Source organism: Paenibacillus sp. J22R98 (genome assembly GCF_059383835.1).
The window spans coordinates 210,422-229,022 of record NZ_JBXENW010000004.1 but is presented as its reverse complement, the minus strand read 5'-3'; the positions used below and the strand labels follow the sequence as shown (position 1 = coordinate 229,022).

At 52.6% G+C, this 18,601-nt stretch carries 12 protein-coding genes; 9 read left to right on the top strand and 3 right to left on the bottom strand.

Translation table 11 applies throughout. The features are described 5' to 3' along the window. The first annotated feature begins 185 nt into the window (after nucleotides 1-185). Together AC50Y3_RS14380 and AC50Y3_RS14375 are read left to right on the top strand one after the other, a co-directional pair. Complete coding sequence (locus tag AC50Y3_RS14380; protein ID WP_494819412.1) at nucleotides 186-5,336, top strand: S8 family serine peptidase; 5,151 nt, start codon at nucleotides 186-188, stop codon at nucleotides 5,334-5,336. A gap of 132 nt (nucleotides 5,337-5,468) precedes the next feature. After that, nucleotides 5,469-6,116, top strand: a complete 648-nt coding sequence (locus AC50Y3_RS14375) for a molybdenum cofactor guanylyltransferase (protein ID WP_494819411.1) — start codon at nucleotides 5,469-5,471, stop codon at nucleotides 6,114-6,116. 352 nt (nucleotides 6,117-6,468) lie between these two features. Here AC50Y3_RS14375 and AC50Y3_RS14370 read toward each other — a convergent pair whose 3' ends face one another. The 3 genes from AC50Y3_RS14370 to AC50Y3_RS14360 all read right to left on the bottom strand — a co-directional run bounded on the left by AC50Y3_RS14370 (nucleotide 6,469) and on the right by AC50Y3_RS14360 (nucleotide 10,757). After that, entirely contained in the window at nucleotides 6,469-8,607 is a 2,139-nt protein-coding gene (locus AC50Y3_RS14370; protein WP_494819410.1) for a molybdopterin oxidoreductase family protein, read from the bottom strand. A 128-nt stretch (nucleotides 8,608-8,735) separates the two neighbouring features. Beyond that, nucleotides 8,736-9,977 carry a nitrate/nitrite transporter gene (locus AC50Y3_RS14365; protein WP_494819634.1) on the bottom strand — a complete coding sequence of 414 codons (1,242 nt, stop codon included), beginning with the start codon at nucleotides 9,975-9,977 and terminating at the stop codon, nucleotides 8,736-8,738. Between the two features lie 270 nt (nucleotides 9,978-10,247). Then, a complete protein-coding gene (locus tag AC50Y3_RS14360; protein WP_494819409.1) occupies nucleotides 10,248-10,757 on the bottom strand; it encodes an ANTAR domain-containing response regulator in 510 nt (169 codons plus the stop codon). 428 nt (nucleotides 10,758-11,185) lie between these two features. On the opposite strand from AC50Y3_RS14360, the gene nirB reads away from it, so the two are divergent. The 7 genes from nirB (at nucleotide 11,186) to AC50Y3_RS14325 (ending at nucleotide 18,476) form a co-directional block, all read left to right on the top strand. After that, the gene (gene nirB / locus AC50Y3_RS14355; protein WP_494819408.1) at nucleotides 11,186-13,651 is read left to right on the top strand and encodes a nitrite reductase large subunit NirB; all 2,466 of its coding nucleotides are present in this window, start codon (nucleotides 11,186-11,188) and stop codon (nucleotides 13,649-13,651) included. 55 nt (nucleotides 13,652-13,706) lie between these two features. Continuing rightward, nucleotides 13,707-14,045: a nitrite reductase small subunit NirD gene (gene nirD / locus AC50Y3_RS14350; RefSeq protein WP_494819407.1), complete on the top strand. Its 339-nt coding sequence runs from the start codon at nucleotides 13,707-13,709 to the stop codon at nucleotides 14,043-14,045. A gap of 50 nt (nucleotides 14,046-14,095) precedes the next feature. Next, nucleotides 14,096-14,977, top strand: a complete 882-nt coding sequence (locus AC50Y3_RS14345) for a uroporphyrinogen-III synthase (RefSeq protein ID WP_494819406.1) — start codon at nucleotides 14,096-14,098, stop codon at nucleotides 14,975-14,977. Between the two features lie 66 nt (nucleotides 14,978-15,043). Continuing rightward, nucleotides 15,044-15,811, top strand: a complete 768-nt coding sequence (gene cobA / locus AC50Y3_RS14340) for a uroporphyrinogen-III C-methyltransferase (protein ID WP_494819405.1) — start codon at nucleotides 15,044-15,046, stop codon at nucleotides 15,809-15,811. A gap of 201 nt (nucleotides 15,812-16,012) precedes the next feature. Further along, on the top strand, nucleotides 16,013-16,741 hold the full coding sequence (locus AC50Y3_RS14335; RefSeq protein WP_494819404.1) for a hypothetical protein: 729 nt from the start codon (nucleotides 16,013-16,015) through the stop codon (nucleotides 16,739-16,741). Nucleotides 16,742-16,854: 113 nt separating this feature from the next. Then, on the top strand, nucleotides 16,855-17,550 hold the full coding sequence (locus AC50Y3_RS14330) for a DNA alkylation repair protein (protein WP_494819403.1): 696 nt from the start codon (nucleotides 16,855-16,857) through the stop codon (nucleotides 17,548-17,550). 101 nt (nucleotides 17,551-17,651) lie between these two features. After that, nucleotides 17,652-18,476 carry an alpha/beta hydrolase family protein gene (locus AC50Y3_RS14325; RefSeq protein WP_494819402.1) on the top strand — a complete coding sequence of 275 codons (825 nt, stop codon included), beginning with the start codon at nucleotides 17,652-17,654 and terminating at the stop codon, nucleotides 18,474-18,476. Nucleotides 18,477-18,601: the final 125 nt, after the last annotated feature.

Genomic DNA, 18,601 nt, shown 5'->3' with positions numbered 1-18,601 from the left:
ACCATTGTAATAAGCAGAAGAAGCCTAGTTCGATGACCTCGAATTAGGCTTTTTTTGTGTTTGTAGGATGCGCATGGGAAGAAACTTCCCATCGATTTGTACGAATTTCGCAAAATCCATTTTACAGCAACTCTCCTTATAATGAGACCAACAAACAGCATTGACTGGAAGAAAGGGAGATTATCATGAGAAGTAAATGGATGAAACGAACAGCTATCATGACAATTAGCACGACCGTTCTCCTTAGCGGAATGACGATTGGAAGCGGTCATTCGATGGCACAGACGAACACGACGCAATCGCTGGAGGAAGTACTGGCTGGGATGACGCCTTTGCAACGCCAAGCGTTGCACCAGCTTGATGCTACGGATGAGAGCGGGCTTCAGCTAGATCCTTCCGTCAACTTAAACAGCCCTGCGCCAGCTTCGGTCATCGTAGAGTTTAAGGCGGAGCCGGCCCAAAGCGCTGTTCTCAAGCAGGCGCTTAATGGAAAATCCTTGTCCATGAATGAAGCTAGTAAAAATGCAGATGCAGCGCAAGCAACATTCCAGAAAGATTTGAAAACGATCTATAAAGAAGAGCTGAGCTCTGATGCTAGTTTTTATAAGATTACGAGAGTCTATAAGAACTCTATCAATGGCGTTGCGATGCAGCTTCCGGCGAATCAAGTCCAGCAATTGCTTCAATCGAGCGCGGTTAAAGCAGTGTGGAGCAATACCGAAGTCCATGTTGAACCGCCGGTGAAGCAAGAAGCAGTTGCAGGAGATCAAGCGGTCGCGACACAGTATACATTCCCGGGCATTGATAAATTACATGCCGAAGGCTTTACGGGGAAGGGAATAAAGGTAGGGGTTATCGATACAGGGGTTGATTACAATCATCCTGATCTAACCGATGCTTACAAAGGTTATCGTGCGCAAGCGGGTGTAGATCCGAAGCGTATCAATCCCAGCACGGTAAAAGGTTGGGACTTTGTAGATAACGATGCTGATCCAATGGAAACCACGTACGAGGACTGGCAGAAGTCCGGTAATGGTGAGTACGACGGTGGTTCGCCTTACTACACGGAGCACGGTACACACGTATCGGGTATCATAGCAGGTCGAGGTAAAAATACAGGAGAGCTCAAAGTGACCGGCGTAGCGCCTGACGCAGATCTCTATGTATACCGCGTATTAGGTCCATATGGCTCAGGTTCGACGGATGCCATTCTGGGCGGTATTGATAAGGCGATTTACGATGGAATGGATGTTATTAATCTATCACTGGGATCAAACACGAACAATCCGCTTCAGCTTGAGAGTATTGCATTAAATAATGCGGTGCTGTCAGGCGTAACTGTAGCGGTATCTGCCGGAAACTCCGGAAGTGGCATGTATACGCTAGGTTCACCGGGTGCATCTGCATTAGCCATTACTGTAGGCGCAAGCGATGTTTCGGAGAAGATTGCGACTGCTACAGGCACGATGCATGTCAGTGCAGCTGATGCAACAGCAGCTGCAACAACAGATTTGCGCCTGCTTGGCAAAGGCTATGGAGACAAGCTGGAAGAGCTGCGCGGCTTGAATCTGCCTATCGTTGCGATTCCTAAACTAGGTGAAGCTGCTGACTACAAAGATTTAGATGTAGCTGGCAAAATTGCATATGTAAATAGAGGCGAGATCGCGCTCGATATCAAAATCAAAGAAGCGGCAAAACATGGCGCGAAAGCGGTATTGCTTGCTAATAACACCAATGCAGGCGGAGAAACCTTTATTTCGTCCTACTTAGGCGAGTCTTACGGTCTTATTCCGACCTTCTCATTAACGAAAGCTTCGGCAGATGTGATGTCGCCTAAGATTGGCTTGCTCTCCACCTTCTCGATTGATACGCTCAGTGAGACGGTAACTCCGGGCAGCACATTGGCGGGCTTTAGCTCACGTGGCCCAGCACGGATTACTTACGATATTAAGCCGGAAGTGACGGCTCCTGGCGTATCTACATTCTCCTCGGTGCCGCCTTATATGCACGGACCCGATCAAATTGGCAATTATACGTATGCTTACGAGCATTTGTCCGGAACATCGATGGCATCGCCAAACGTAGCAGGCGTAGCGGCATTGTTATTGCAAGCCAACCCTGATCTTACGCCGGCGCAAGTGAAAGAGACATTAATGAATACGGCGGATCCGCTAAATGACAACTATAGCGTGTTTGAAGTAGGCGCTGGCGTCGTCGATCCTTATGAGGCTGTTCATTCGCAAGCACGTGTTGAAGTGCTGGATCGTACAGATTCAACAGGCTCTCAGCAATACGTAACGAATCAAACAGGCGCGATAGCGTTTGGTACACATGTACCGGGCGGAGCGGCTGTATCGGATCAACGTTCCCTCTATATCTATAACAATAGCAAAACAGCGAAGACCTTTAACGTAGCGGTCGCGTTCCAGAAGGATCGCAGAGGTTCACTTGATGCCGCTGCTAATCATGTGACGATTACAACGGATTCCGCAGTAACAGTAGGCTCGGCTTCCAAGAAGCGCACAGATGTGTCTATTGCAATTCCGGCATCAGCGGCACTTGGCACCTATGAAGGTTATGTCACTTATACGAATGCAGACGATGCGAATGAGATGTATCAAGTGCCATTTGCCATCCGTACCATCGTAGAGGGCATCGATTCCTTCTCGCTAAGCCCGAAAGCTTTTACAAGACCATCTGATTCCGCATACCCTGGCCAGCTGCTCTATACAAATGGCTATCTGAAATTGAAATCTCATATGCGCATGATTGACGTGATTCTGACGGATATGAATAACCAAGACGTCGGTTATATCGGTACATTCGATGGCCTGAAGATGAATGACAACACGAATATGCAGATCACCTCGATCTTCTCGGGTTACTATTATCCGTTTACAGGCCGACTGGATCATCCGATTGCGTATAACCCCGTTCTGACGAAACCGGGCATGTATCGTTTGAAGCTTATCGGTACCAATGATGAGGGTCGAACCTTTACAACAAGTGCAGCTGTTTATTTTGAAAATATAGCTCCGACGTTTAATGTACAAGTGAACAACTTGACCAATGTGCCAAACGTGCATGGCGCGGATTCGGATCAAGATGTGTACGAATACGATCCGGCTGTTGATTCCAGAATCCTGATTTCCGGTTCCATTTCGGATAAAGGAACGGAAGAGATGATGGCACATCCGGACGATTTCCCTGGTGTTACCAAGAGAAACAACTTCATTTACTATAGAGATCCATTATGTCAGTCGAATTTGCTCGGTGCTTGTACGGCAAAAGTAATCGTTCCGGATGTGAACGGTAACTTCTCGACGTATATCAATATCAATCCGACCAAGCCGATGACGCTTGAATTCTATGGATGGGATGCGGCGTCCAACAAAACGTTTAATCTCGGAAGAAACTTGTTTATTGTGAAAAAAGGCGAGAATTACGCTTACATGCAACCTGAAAAACGTGCCAAAAACATGGGCGAAGCCTTGCATAGTACGTTATCGTTGAACAATGCCAGCGATGTTAAAGGTGCGGAATTTAAATTCTACTATAATTCCAAAATCAGCAACCTACTGAAACCGGAAGATATCGTTCTGAATCCTGCTTACAGTGATTATTTTGACGTGACATTGGAGCAGCACCCTAATGTGGAAGGTTCGTATAACTATGAAGCTACCATTACTTTAACCCGCAAAGAGGGCGTAGAAGGCACCTTGTCCGGAAATCTTTCCTTGGCGGACGTAGCTTTTAATCTGTCCTATGAAACGACTGTACAGCCTGTAATGGACCAAGGATATTTGTTCTCCGTTACCTATACAGATGGCTCGGATACGATCAAACCTGTGTTATTCATGGGCAATTCGGCTAGCTTTAAAATCAGCACCTACTCCGTATTGCGCGGATCGATGAGCGCAGAGGGGCTGTACAATGGTTATGGAACATTGGCTGCTAATCCGAAGAGCTTGGATTATTCCCAGATTGGTGCTCAAGTAAAGGTTACAAGCTCGAACGGTACGGAGTATCCGGTTGGCGGCTATTACGCGGCAAGCTTTGAAGTTCCGAATCTGCCATTGACAGACGATACCTATACATTCGCACTGGATATACCGGGTCACTTTACGATTCACAGTAATTTCTCGATAGGATTCCGCGATGATGCGGGAAATATTACGACCCAAAATTTACTTCTTCCTTACAATCCGGCGATTGCCGGCGATGTGAACAAGGATGACGTCATTGATATTATGGACGCACTCTATATCGAGCAAGTTTGGGGAACGAACGACCGTGCAGCAGATATCAATTATGACGGTACGGTAGATGTGTACGATCTCATTTATGTGCTTCGCAACTATTTAGTATCCAATCCTACGGTTGAATTCACGCCGAATCCAAGGCAGAAGTACCAAGGCGTTGAGATCGACAACATTATTGATAAAATCGATGCAAGACTGTCGGGTGAAGCAACTTTTGCGCTGATTCCCGATGCGGATGCAATTACAAGTGCTACGAAAGCAGCGGTTGAAGCAGCTGTAGCCGAAGCTAAAGCAGCTGTAACTGACGCAATTGGTGCAGGTTGGACAGCGGAAGAGGTTGCCGGCTTTACAGGCTATAACAAGATTGCTGCTGCAGAAGAGAAAATCGCTGCTATTGAAAGCGAAGAAGTTGTGGCTCCGCCGGTAATTGTACCGCCAGTACCAACGGGAGACCCTGCGAAAGAAGCTGAGGAAAAGGCGAAAGCAGAAGCAGAGGCGAAAGCTAAAGCGGAAGCGGAGGCGAAAGAAAAGGCAGAAGCTGAAGCGAGAGCCAAGGCAGAGGCAGAAGCAAAAGCGAAGGCAGAAGCGGCAGCCAAAGCGAAAGCAGAGGCAGAAGCGAAAGCGAAGGCCAAAGACGCGGCTATCATTAAACAGGCTGAAGCGGCCCAAGCTAGAGTAGATAAGCAGCTGAAGAATGTTAAGGATGCACAGCAACTGTTGGTGCAGGCTGGTAAAGCGGCTGCAGCGATCAAAGCGGATAAGAACGGGAATGTGGATATCGCAAAAGTTGCTATCGTAATGGGGCAATACGAAGCGATCATCGCGGAGTTTAACCGTGCCGGCAAAGCGAACCTGGCTTCACCTGCGATTTTGGAATTCGTGAAAGTGATGAACAATAAGGTGAGCAAGGATGTTATTGCGAACTTCGTGAAAGAGTCCGCTACTTCATCGAAGCAGCTGGCGAACCTCATTAGCAGCTTGAAGAAGAGCAAGATCGATACAACCGAGATTGAAAAAGTGTACAAAAACATGCTGAAGGCAGAAGCGCAGAAGAAGGCTTCTTCCAAGAAGTAAGAAGCATAACGAGCCTGGGCCGAAGCAGAGTGGAAACTCTGTCTTCGGTCTTTTTTATTAGAAGCTAGTACAGCTATCCGCTGATGGCTGGTATACTAAGGGCAACTATTTTGTGGGCGGAGGGGAACGGTTTTGTCGATACCGCTATCGAAGGTGACGGGCATCATTCTTGCAGGTGGACGAAGCTCGCGCATGGGGTCCGATAAGGCATTGCTGCTCGTTGGGACTAAGGGTGACGTGATCCTGAAGGTGATCGCCGAGCAAATGCTGGCACTTGGCATGCCGTGCGTCATTGTATCCGTTGGCGACAGTCAGCGGGAGGACGCGTACAGGTCGAGGCTGGACGGGCTGCTTGGCCGGGTTCGATTCGTGCGCGATACCTATCCGGATTGCGGTCCGCTGGCCGGACTGCATGCTGCGTTGTCTGCTATGCAAGAGCCGGGTTATGGCTTTGCGATGGCATGTGATATGCCGTTGTTGTCGGGCTCGCTGCTGGCACGGATGCTGCACTTAGCAAGCGAGGAGGCGGTATCGCGGCCAGAAGCGGGCGTGCCGCAAGTCATTCGCACGGCGAAGCAGCCTTTCCATGCGCTTTATCATACGAGCGTGGCGAGCGAATTGCAGCTGCGGCTCGAGCGGCGTGAGCTGCGCCTCATGTCGCTGCTTGATGCGCTTCATACCGCTCAGGTGCAGCCGCTTCCGGAGGAAGAAGAGGCTTTTGTGAATCTGAATACTCCCGAATTGTACGCTGACTATGTGCGTTCGAGAGGTAGTTTATAGCTGTAGATGTCACTTTTACCCTAACTGCTTGTGGATGTATTATACTAGGGGCAACACATCTGCTTAAAACGCCAATTATGCGAGAATGTGTTGCTCGTGGAGCCACACATGAACAGAAATCGGCATTTAGTTGCGGAAGTGTAGCTCTGTGAGCTACTTTCCCTTTGCTACTAAACAGCGAGCCTCCCAATAGTGCCACATTTCCGCAAAAGAACGGTAACAGGTACCTCTCATATAACAAAATAGCCGCATTCCCGCTAAAGAGCGGTAGCAGTTATCTCTTATGTAGCGCTATCGCCGAAGCGAAAGGTAGTTTTTCATCGCAAGAAAAGCACCCAAAGGGGTGCTTTTCTCATTTCGCTTGCGGCGCCGCCTCCCGCTCAAGCCGGACCGCGCATAGCTTGAATTCAGGCATGCGGCTGATGGGATGCAGCGCATCGTTGGTCAGCCTATTAATTGCCAATTCGCCGCCCCAGTGGAAGGGAACGAATACGGTGGTGGGGTGAATATCCTGCACCACCTTCACGTCGATGACCATCGTACCGCGCCGCGTGGTGAGGCGGAGGCGGTCGCCGGGACGCAGCAGTAGTTTCTCGGCTGCAGAGGGGTGAATTTCAGCGACGGGAACAGGCGCTTTCTTCATTAGTGCGGCGGTGCGCCTCGTTTGGGTGCCGCTCAAGTAATGGTTGCCAAGCCTGCCTGTCGTAAGGATATAAGGATACTCGGAACTCGTCGTCTCGGCGGGTTTCTTTGGCGTTATCCCATGCAGCTTGGCGCGTCCGTTCGGATGGTAATAGACGCCGTTCTCGAACATGCGCGGCGTCCCGGGGTGCTCCGGTGATGGACAAGGCCAAAACAGACCCTTCTTCTCCTTGATCCGTGAATAGGACATGCCGCTGTAGTCTGCTTTTCCGCCTGCGCTTGCACGGCTCAGCTCGTCGAACACCGCTTCAGGTGATTCATATTGAAAATAAGCACCGCGCCCAAGTCGCTCTGCCAGTGCAGCAATGAGCTTGTAGTCCTCCATCACTTCACCGGGCGTCTTCAGCGCACGCGGACGATGAAATACGCGGCCTTCGAGATTAGTTAGCGTACCCTCCGCCTCCAGAAATGTCGAACCCGGAAGCAGCCAATGTGCATAAGCGGCGGTTTCCGTCTCGAAGAGATCGATAACAACGAGCAGCTCCAGCTTCTTCAATGCCTCTTCCACTCGTGAGTTATTCGGACTCGATACAAGCGGATTGGACCCAAGCACGATCATTGCTTTGATCTCGCCTTCAAGAATGCGATCAAACAGCTCGTACGCCGACACGCCTTTATCCGGGATCTCCTCGGGGTCAATTCCCCAAACCGACGCGACATGCCGCCGTGCTTCGGGGTCGTCAATCATGCGGTAGCCCGGGAGTTGGTCGGCTTTCTGACCATGCTCACGGCCGCCTTGACCGTTGGCTTGGCCGGTAACCGGTCCGAATCCGCAGCCGGGTCGGCCCATTTTGCCGGTTAACAGACAGAGATTGATATAGTTCAGCGTGTGTTCCACGCCGTTAATTTGCTGTTCCAATCCGCGTGCGGTGAGGACGATACCAGTTTCCGCACGGGCGAATCCGCGCGCGATGGTGCGGATGACCTCCTTGGGGATGCCGATGTACCCGGACACCGTATCGGGCGAGAAATCACGAACGGACTCCCGGACCTCCTCGATTCCGGTCGTGTGAGCGTCTACGTAGGCTTTGTCATATAGATTCTCGCTCAAGATGACATGGAGCAGGCCGTTGACGAAGACGGAGTCGAACCCCGGCTGTAAATTCACATGAATATCAGCTAGTTTGGAGGTCATGGTAGGGCGTGGGTCGATCGTGACAATAATGGCCCCGCGCTTCTTGGCTGCCATTAGATATGGAACCATCGTCGGCTGGCATTCCGCAATATTGGTTCCGGCCAAAATAATATAGTTTGCCATCATCAAATCATCCAGCGGCACATTCATCCCTCTGTCGATGCCGAAGGCGCGCATTTGCGCCGCCGCAGCGGAGGACATGCAGTAGCGTCCGTTGTAATCCACATATTTGGAGCGTAAAGCGACACGTGTGAACTTGCCGAGCAGGTAACAGACTTCATTCGTGAGCGAGCCGCCGCCGAAGACGGATACGGCATCACGGCCATGCTGCTCTTGAATGGACAAGATCGAGGAGGCAATGACATCCAGCGTATCTTCCCAGCTGGTTTGCTGCCATGTCGAACCTGGCAGCGCAGAGCCGATTCTGCGTTGCGGTACAAGGAGACGCTCCTCATGGACGGTATGCCCCAAGGCATTCAGTCCTTTCTGACATAAGCGGCCCGTTGCCACCGGAAAATCCGGGCTGGGCTTAATTTCGAAGCCTGCCGAATTGTCTTCCGGAAGCAGCTCAATTCCGCACTGCATACTGCAAAAGCAGCAATGGGAGCTAATGCGAGTCGCATTCGGATCAGCTGCTATAGGTAGTGCGCACATGAGGTTTCCTCCATTTCCGCTTGCGTAGAGTTAAGGCGTGCAGACGGAACGACTTTGTTCCGTCCGCCCCGGATGATGTGCGCAGTGCGGTGATCATTCGGGCTAAGCAGTCCGCCTAGCGAAATCAATTAAGAGGTGGCTGTGTTCTGCATGCCTGCCGTATCGATGCGAGCTTTGCCGCCGCTGCCGATCCAGGATTTCTTCCAGGCACCTTGCACGAGGAAGATGAGGACGATACAGATCAGTGCCACGCCGCTAAGAATGAGGAAGCCCGGTGTATAGGAGCCGGAGGAGAGCTTCAGATTGCCGAGAACCTTCGGGAGAAAATAACCCCCGAGTCCCCCGGCGGCGCCAACAATACCGGTGACGATGCCGATCTCGTTCTGGAAGCGCTGCGGTACAAGCTGGAACACAGAGCCGTTGCCCATGCCGAGGGCTATCATTCCGATGAACAGCAGGACGATCATGGCCGGAAGAGGCGGCAGCGTGGAGATGCAGGCCATCATAATGGCGACGACCGCATACAAGGCTATCAGCATGCGAAGGCCGCCGATTCGATCGGCAAGCCACCCGCCGACCGGACGGAAGAAGCTGCCTGCGATGACGCAGATTGTAGCGAAGTCAGCCGCTCGCACGGGGCTCAAGCCATACTGGGTGTTGAAGAAAATCGTCAAATAGTTGGACATCCCAACGAAACCGCCGAATGTGACTGCATACAGCATACAGAACATCCAAGTATCTCGCTGTTTCAGCACTGCCCCGTAATCGGACAGCTTGCGCGGGGAGGGTTGGTTCGGGCTGTCCTTGGCGAGCGCGGTGAAGACGACAAAGACAATCGCGATCGGAATGAGCGCTAAGCCAAACACTGCATGCCAGCTGCCATAATGCTGAGCGATTCGATTAGCGAACAGCGTGGCGAATACCGTTCCGCTGTTGCCTGCGCCGGCGATTCCCATCGCGAGGCCCTGATATTTCGGCGGATACCAGCGACTTGCGAGTGGGAGGGCAGCAGCGAAGGAAGCGCCGGCAACGCCGAGCAGCAGCGCGACGATATACAGCTCGCCCAGGGAGTCGACGAATTTCCAGCCCCAGATCAGCGGGATCATCGTCAGCGCAATGCCGATTTGTCCCGTGCGCTTCGGTCCGATAACATCGGTGAAATAACCGAGCACTAAGCGAAGGATGGAACCGCCGAGTACCGGCAAGGCAACCAGGTTTGCTTTCTGCGCGGCATCCATCTGATAGTCGCTCATAATAATGACAGCCAGCGGCCCCAGCAGCACCCACACCATGAAGCTCATGTCAAAATACAAAAATGCACTCAGTAAGGACGGGCTGTGTCCGCTTTTTAAAAATCCATCGCGATTCATCATTGCAAGTTGCTCCTCTCCATTGTTCATTCCGGTTTTCTCTCTTTTTTTTGTTTGTAAGCGTTTCTAACACAATAAAAGGCCGCATCGCAGTTGAATAACTGCAATACGGCCTCTTTGCCATCGGCTCCACGTCGGTGTGGCAGCCAAATTATCGTTCGATTCACGTCATTGTGATCTTAGTTGCAATTATAGGGGGCTTGCGAGGAGGATGTCAATATATCTAACATATAAATTTTCAGAACGTCGAGGGGGACTTGTTCCGGAGGGTTAGCCGTGGATGAGTTGGTAGACTTTCACGATGGAGGCTGCGATATCGCCCATCCGTTTGCGTTCATTCATGGCCTGCTTTCGTAGAAAATCATAGGCTTCCGCTTCGGAAATTCCTTTGATTTCGCACAGTACAGCCTTCGCTTGATCGATCCATTTGCGCTCATCGATCCGCTGAAGCAGCTGCTCCCGTTCCTCGGCCCATCGCTTGCGCTGCTGGAATACTCGCTGCCCCCATTTCAAAGCAATGCCCATTTCCAAGGTGTTCATGGAGCTGAAGAGGACGCCGTCCAGCGTAAATCCGAACTCGAGCTCACTCGGAACCGCGCTATCGGAACAGAGCCAAAGTGTTGGCAGTCTTCTCATTCCCGCAATTGTAGATTGCCAATTCTGCATCCGTTCAACGGGAACATGCATGACCGCAGCATCCACAACGCTAATCAGGCTCTTAACCTCTTCGGCATTAGCTGCTCGGTGCAAGGTACGGCAGTTTTGCTGCAAGCTATGCATCGAAACGGGAGGCCTTCCTTCCTCTAGAAAAAGGATTGATCTCATCATCGGTCACCTCGGTTAGGCATAGCATTTGTCCAGCTTTAGAGCCCTGCCTGCAAATTTGTAATAAAATATAACATACCCTTCCTCAGAATGTCGACGTTCATTTCAACTATTTTTCCTAAATTTTAGGCGAGTGACTAAAAGTGGCACCTAACATCCTATTTTATGTTAGATATATTGACATGTGTATCTTCAAGATCTATACTGAAGCCAAGATCTTTACGACGGCACAATGGCGTGCCCTCTTAAATCCGGCAATGGAGCCTATTCTTTCGTCAATTGCGACGAGTGGATAGGCTTTTTATGTTTTCGGAAGCGGCCGGGGCTGCAGCGCAATAAGGGTCGTACCTCGTGCGACGCACTAACTTTTAGGAGAGATAGCCATGAGAAAGAAATTAGTCATGATTGGCAATGGGATGGCCGGCGTGTCATTCGTTGAGCAGCTGCTAAAGCTGAATCCGCATCGCTACGAAATCTCGATTATTGGGGCGGAGCCGCATCCCAACTATAACCGCATTATGCTGTCGTCGGTGCTTGCAGGGGATGCCAGCATGAAGGATATTATTTTGAACGATTGGGATTGGTACCGTGATAATGGCATTGCGCTGCATGCCGGTCAGCAAGCTGCTAAAGTGGATACGGAGGCGCGAACGGTAACAACCGATCAAGGGCTGACATTGGCGTACGACGAGCTTGTTTTTGCTACGGGATCGCTGCCTTTCATGCCTCCGATACCGGGTGCGGATAAGGAAGGCGTCATCGCATTCCGAGATATAAAAGACTGCGAAACGATGATCGATACAGCGAAAAAGTATCGGAAGGCGGTTGTCATTGGCGGCGGCTTGTTAGGTATTGAGGCGGCACGCGGGCTGGTCAATCTCGGCATGGAAGTAAACGTTGTTCATATTTTCAGCTACTTAATGGAACGGCAGCTTGATGCGACGGCGTCACGGCTGCTGCAAGCGGAATTGGAACGGCAGGGGATGAAGTTTCTGCTGGAGAAACAGTCCGATTTCATTACGGGCGAAGAGCGGGTAACGGGTCTGACGTTCAAGGATGGGACGCATGTGGAAGCGGACCTCATCGTTATGGCAGCCGGGATTAGACCTAACGTACAGCTGGCGAAGGGTGCCGGCGTGGAAGTGAATCGGGGTATTGTGGTCAACGACTATCTCCAGGGGAGTATAGCTAACATACACGCGGTAGGTGAGTGTGCTGAGCATCGCGGAACTGTGTATGGTCTGGTAGCGCCTCTCTACGAACAAGGCGCCATTCTCGCGAAGAAGCTAGCAGGGGTCGAAAGTGATGGGTATCAAGGCTCGGTGCTGTCAACCAAGCTGAAGGTGTCGGGGGTTAACGTATTCTCGGCGGGACGATTTGCGGATGAACCGGGTACGAAGGCGCTTCGCGTACAGGATGATTTGGACGGTATTTATAAGAAGGTCGTGTTTGAGAACGGGAAGGTTGTTGGTGCGGTGTTGTTCGGTGATACCAGCGACAGCTCCAGACTTTTCTCGGTTATTCGCAGCGGCAAGGATTTCACGGGAAGTGAAAAAGAGGTGCTGTTCGGACCGTCAGGCGGAAGCGGGGGCGGGAAGTCGGTGAGCACGGCGGATCTCGTCACCGCGATGAGCGGGGACGAAATCGTCTGTGGCTGCAATGGCGTTACGAAGGACACATTGGTGGAGGCCATTACAGAGAAAGGCTGCGTCAGTGTGGGCGAGCTGAAGGCCTGCACCAAAGCTTCCGGCGGGTGCGGCGGCTGTAAGCCGCTTGTGGAAGCTATTCTGACAACTACGCTAGGCGCAGATCAGATAGCAGTAGTAAAAGAAGGGATCTGCGGATGCACGACACTCTCGCGGGATGAAGTGGTGAATGCGATTCAGCAAATGCACCTGACGACGACGAAGGAAGTTATGCATGTGCTGGAGTGGAACAACCCGGAGGGCTGCTCCAAATGCCGGCCGGCGCTCAATTATTACCTCGGCATGGCGTTTCCGGACGAACATGAGGATGAGTTGGAATCCCGTTTCGTTAATGAACGCAACCATGCGAATATTCAGAAGGACGGTACATTCTCCGTTGTTCCCCGCATTTATGGAGGCGTCACGACGCCGGAGGATTTAATGAAAATCGCAACGGTCGCGGAGAAATACCAAGTGCCGCTTGTGAAAATAACAGGAGGCCAGCGGATTGACCTGCTCGGCGTGAAGAAAGAAGACTTGCCGGGGATGTGGAAGGATCTCGATATGCCTTCCGGTTATGCGTACGGCAAGGCGCTGCGCACAGTGAAAACTTGCGTGGGTAACACGTTTTGCCGGTTTGGAACGCAAGATGCGATCAAGATGGGGATCGACCTCGAGAAGAAATTTGAACGGCTGAACACCCCGCATAAAGTGAAGCTCGCTGTCTCGGGCTGCCCGCGTAACTGCGCAGAGGCAACCATTAAAGACCTCGGCGTTGTCGCGATTGACGGCGGATGGGAGATTTACGTGGCCGGCAATGGAGGTACTCGCGTACGCGCGGCAGATTTGCTGACAAAGGTGAAGACGGAGGAAGAAGTTCTGGCGTGGACGGGCGCTTACTTGCAATACTACCGGGAAACCGCCAACTATATGGAGCGAACAAGTGAGTGGTCGCTTCGAATTGGTCTGGATACGATTAAGGCGGCGCTGGAAAAGCCGGAGGATCGTGACGCCCTGAATGCGCGCATTGATAAGACGCTTGATCTCATGAAGGATCCATGGCAGCAAATTATCGAGAGTGACGATCTGCGCAGCGCATTCGATGCGCTGACAGCGCCGATGAGTCCGGAAGCTGCCGCGGCAGATGCAACAGGTAAGCCATAAATAGAGACAGCGCTGCGGCTTGTGTGCGGCAGCGGCGGAAGGAGCGGATGAGAAGATGAACGAACTGATCATTGGACACATTTCAGAGTTTCCTGAGCGGAGCGGACGCGTTGTTCGGCTTGGTGATCTAGAGCTCGCACTGTTTAAACTGACCGATGGAACGGTCAAGGCGATCGAGAATTTATGCCCGCATAAGAACGGCAAGCTCTCCGAAGGGATTGTGTGCGACCATCATGTCTATTGTCCGCTGCATGATTGGAAGATTAATTTACACGATGGGCTCGTGCAAGCGCCGGACGAGGGCTGCGTGAATACGTACAGCACGATGGTTGATGGTGCGGGAAATGTGATTTTGCTGGTGCAGGACGGGGCTTCCGCAAGAAAAGTGTCTTAAGATTGCTGCCTTGATGTGCGTTGATAACGAGTGGACTGGGGGCGGCGGCTATGGCGCGTTTAGAGGGGAAAAGGATCGCAGTGACGGGACCGCGCAAGGCGGATGAGCTGAGCAAAATGATTGCCAAATTCGGTGGAACTTCGGTAATTCGTCCTGCCCAGGGTACGGTGTTTCTCGACGATTCCGGGATTGAAGAGCAGCTAAGCTCGCTCATCGCGCGCCCGGCCGATTGGCTCGTGCTGACGACGGGCGTTGGAACGGAGGCGCTCGTGCAAATTGCCGAGCGGCTCGGTCTGGCGGAGCAGTTCATGTATGCGCTGAGCGGGATGCGCATAGCGGCTCGCGGCTATAAGACGGTGAATGCGCTGCGCAAGCTTGGCATCACGCCGGAGGTTCGCGATGATGACGGGACGACAGCGGGGTTGCTCCGCTTAATGGGCGCTCATGATTTGTATGGTCGGACCGTCGCTCTGCAGCTGTATGGCGATCCTGCCCCGCGTCTGATCGGCGAGCTTGCCGGTCGCGGTGCGCTATGCGAGGAGCTGCTGCCTTATCGGCACATCCCGCCGCAGGGCGATATCGTCGAGACGTTGATCGACGAAATTGTAAGCGGCGATGTGGATGCTGTGACGCTCACGAGTACCGTTCAAGTGCGCTATGTGATGGGCTGCGCGGCGAAGCTCGGCAAGCTGGAGGCAGTTCGCGCCGCCTTCGCGGAGCGAGTGCTGGCGGTTGCCGTTGGCAAGGTGACGGCGGAGGCGCTGCAAGAGGAGGGCGTGGAGCGTGTGTTGTTCCCGGAAGAGGAGCGGATGGGCAGTATGGTTGTTGCCATGAGCAAATATTTCGGCGGCGGCGGGCAGCTGACGGAGGGCGAGGCGGCCGTTGGTGCCGTGTCGGGCGACTGCGCGAGCGGTGCAAGTGCAAGTGCATAGTCCGTGAGTGGATAGTTATACAACATAATGGCAGCAAGACATAGCTGAGTTAGGGAGAGTGGGCGTATGGGCGGCGATTATGGGAAGGTGTACTTAACAGGAGCGGGTCCGGGCGACCCGAAGCTGATTACGGTCCGCGGGCTGGAGAGTATCCGACTGGCCGATGTCGTTGTTTATGACAGGCTCGTGTCAGGGGAACTGGTTAAGGAGGCTCGGGTAGATGCGGAGCTGATCTATGTTGGCAAAGCCTCCGGTCGACATACACTGGGGCAAGAAGAGATTAATGCTCTTCTTGCCGAGCGCGCGATGCGTGGTCTGACCGTTACCCGGCTGAAGGGAGGCGATCCCTTCGTGTTCGGGCGCGGCGGCGAAGAGGCCGCCCACTTAGCGGAGCGCGGGATTGAATTCGAAATCGTGCCAGGTATCTCCTCTTGCATCGCCGCCCCTGCATACGCCGGGATTCCGGTTACGCATCGGAAGCTGGCTGCTTCCTTCGCGGTCATTACCGGCCACGAATGTACCGACAAGGACAGCGCCTGTGTCGATTGGGCATGGGCGGCCGGCGCGGAAACGCTTGTCGTGCTGATGGGGCTGGCCCAGCTTCCGTACATCGTGGAGCAGCTGCTCGGCCATGATAAACCGCCAGGCACGCCGATCGCGCTCGTGCAAAGCGGAACCTGTTCCGAGCAAAGAACGGTTGTTGGTACACTTCGGACGATAACCTCACAGCCTGAGGTTGCGGAGTTGGTTAGCCCAGTCGCCATCGTCATCGGCCCGGTCGTCGCTATGCGGGACAAGCTGAAGTGGCAGGCTGTTGAGGCTGCGTTGAATTAATTCGCTATAAACCGATCCATGAGTCGTTATCCGCGAGCGAGTAGGCACGCGGAGGCGGCTTTTTATTTTGACGATGCATCCAGATCCTGTATCATTGACCATATACTGCAACCAATCTCATAATAGCCTCGTCTATAGGTGCAAGAATGAGAGTCGGAGTGAGGATCAATGAAGCAAGGTTATGGCCGGAGGTTATATGCCATGCGAGCAGTGCTTCTTCTATTGAGCTGTCTAGTGCTGCTGTCTGGTTGTTCGTTTCAATTGCCGGGCACCAAGGTAGGAGGCGCTGATCGAAGGGAATGCCGCGATAAGACCTCCATTATCGACTATGCGCCGGTGCTGCGTTGGAATGGCATCCTGTATATGTCTATGGGGGACAGCGAAGAAGCAAGCTTCGTGCAGCAAGGACAGAAAATCGGACAAATCGGCTATAAGCTATCCGATCATGCCTGCGAGGATTATAAGATGCAGGACGGGGATGCTACGCTGCTGGAAATCGGGACGGAGCTGTTCGAGGTTAAGGGGTATAAGCAAAGCTATCGCCTTCTGGCAGGCGGCGAGCTCTTTCAAGTCTTAGAGAATAAGGCTGCGGCTACGGTAGGCGACCTCTATGATATTACGGGCCGAATCAAGAATGTTCGTTTCGTAAGCGGAAACGATGGTTCGCCGCTTAAAGACTTCACGCCGGAAGCGGTCACGGAGTTTGCGGAGGAGTACGTAAAGCTGAAGGTGGTCGACCGCATGGCGCTTGCCAAACAAACGAAGAATTTAGCGGGCGGGAGTTACAGTTTGCGTGTGATTTTGGATGACGGCTCGTCGTTTGGGGTGAGTTACTGGATCAAATTCGGCGTGTTGAGCCCGGGCGCCTATGCGACGGAAGAGCTGAAGCGGTTGGTAGAAGAGCAGCGAAAGCTGATCTATAAGAAGTAATGCTCGAGGCGGCGGATGGTTTGATCATCGGTCGTCTTTTTATGCTGCGTGTCTTGCTAGGGAAGCGGGGGAGGTTTGGTATAATGGGATATAAAAAAGGAGGCTGCTGCCTTGTGAAAGAGAATAGGGTATCGGAAACATACTGCGAGGAGCTCGAGTCGATGCTCCGCAGTCATGCAAATGAAGAAATCGCCGGTCCGATGACGGCTTATATGCGTGATTTGTTTCCGTTTCTGGGCATTCGGACACCGGAACGCGCTGCGGTGACGAAGCAGTTTATGAAAGAGCACGGTGTGCCATCGGGTGCGGAGCTTGAGCAGATTGCTCGGAAGCTATGGTCGCTGCCGGAGCGGGAGTTCCATTACACGGCCATGATTCTGCTTGAGAAGCGGAAGAAAGATCTGACGATTGACCAGGTAGGGTTTATCGAACATCTCATCACGACCCATTCCTGGTGGGATACGGTCGATTTGATAGCAAGTCATCTTGTGGGAACCATGTTTACACGTTATCCGGAACTTGTGCCCGCCTACACGGAGAAATGGATTTCATCGGACAACCTATGGCTGCGCCGTTCCGCCATCTTGTTTCAGCTCGGCTATAAAGGCCGAACGGATGCGGAGCTGCTCTTCTCGCTCATTCGGCGTACTGCGCATGAGGAAGAGTTCTTCATCCGCAAAGCGATCGGCTGGGCACTGCGCGAATATGCGAAGACCGATGCGGCTGCAGTGCAGCGGTTCGTGGCGGACACGACATTATCGCCGCTCAGCGTACGCGAAGCGCTCAAGCATGTAGGTGCACAAGCATAGCCGGATGCCGGGCAAAATGACGATTGACGATGTCGCGCTTCCGTGATATTCTTAATTCCAACAAAGTAGGTAGGAATTATAGGAATAAGGTGGTGCCGATCATGAATCATCCCATATCAATCCGCAGCGGCGAGGTAGAATTGTCCGGCGTGCTGCAGTATCCCGTAGTAGATCGCGAAGAGAAGAGAGCTGCCAAATACCCGATTATCATCATTTGCCACGGCTTTATCGGCAATCGCATGGGTACGGACCGGTTATTTGTTGAGGCGGCTGATCGGCTGACTCGCAGCGGTTATCTTGTGCTGCGCTTTGATTACGGCGGCTGCGGCGAGAGCACCGGCGATTACGGAAGCGGTGGTTTGGATGAGATGATCGGACAGACGAGAACGGTCATCGATTACGCGCTCAGTCTCGACATGGTGGATGCCGAGCGGCTTATTCTTGTGGGCCACAGCCTGGGCGGTGCGGTCGCAGTGCTGACGGCTGCTCGCGACTCGCGCGTGAAGTCATTGGTCATGTGGGCGCCGGTCGCCCACCCGTTCATGGATATTCGCAACATTATCGGAACCAAGGCGATCCAAGAGATCGACACCGCAGGTACGACTGACCATATGCATTACCAGTTTACGAAGAAGTTTACCGATTCGTTGGCGCAATTCCAGCCATTGACTGAGCTGCGAGGCTACAACGGGGATGTGCTGATCGTGCATGGCACGGCGGACACGGTGATCCCTGTCGACTACTGCTTCTTGTATCAGAAAATGTTCTGGCTGCGCAAAGAGGGCAATTGCGATAAAGAGGTTATTTTGCAGGGTGACCATACGTTCTCCTCGAAAGCCTCGCGTGACGAGCTGTTCGATGTAACGCTGCGCTGGATCGATTCCATCGGCCGCAGACGCAACGATTGGAGCTTGTGGACGATCTAATCGAATACTAGTGTGGGACCGCTTTTCCTCTTCGAGGGGGAAGGCGGTTTTTTGGCGTTGACACGCAAGTTTACGGATTAATAAATTCTTATTCTGCAACTTTTGGCGGTTCTTCTTACGTTCTA

What these genes read in the sequence shown, in the direction of transcription:
- AC50Y3_RS14380 (WP_494819412.1), top strand. Translation starts at nt 186, where the DNA reads ATGAGAAGTAAATGGATGAAACGAACAGCTATCATGACAATTAGCACG.
- AC50Y3_RS14370 (WP_494819410.1), bottom strand. Translation starts at nt 8,607, where the DNA reads ATGTGCGCACTACCTATAGCAGCTGATCCGAATGCGACTCGCATTAGC.
- AC50Y3_RS14365 (WP_494819634.1), bottom strand. Translation starts at nt 9,977, where the DNA reads ATGAATCGCGATGGATTTTTAAAAAGCGGACACAGCCCGTCCTTACTG.
- AC50Y3_RS14360 (WP_494819409.1), bottom strand. Translation starts at nt 10,757, where the DNA reads ATGCATAGCTTGCAGCAAAACTGCCGTACCTTGCACCGAGCAGCTAAT.
- nirB (WP_494819408.1), top strand. Translation starts at nt 11,186, where the DNA reads ATGAGAAAGAAATTAGTCATGATTGGCAATGGGATGGCCGGCGTGTCA.
- nirD (WP_494819407.1), top strand. Translation starts at nt 13,707, where the DNA reads ATGAACGAACTGATCATTGGACACATTTCAGAGTTTCCTGAGCGGAGC.
- AC50Y3_RS14345 (WP_494819406.1), top strand. Translation starts at nt 14,096, where the DNA reads ATGGCGCGTTTAGAGGGGAAAAGGATCGCAGTGACGGGACCGCGCAAG.
- cobA (WP_494819405.1), top strand. Translation starts at nt 15,044, where the DNA reads ATGGGCGGCGATTATGGGAAGGTGTACTTAACAGGAGCGGGTCCGGGC.
- AC50Y3_RS14335 (WP_494819404.1), top strand. Translation starts at nt 16,013, where the DNA reads ATGCGAGCAGTGCTTCTTCTATTGAGCTGTCTAGTGCTGCTGTCTGGT.
- AC50Y3_RS14325 (WP_494819402.1), top strand. Translation starts at nt 17,652, where the DNA reads ATGAATCATCCCATATCAATCCGCAGCGGCGAGGTAGAATTGTCCGGC.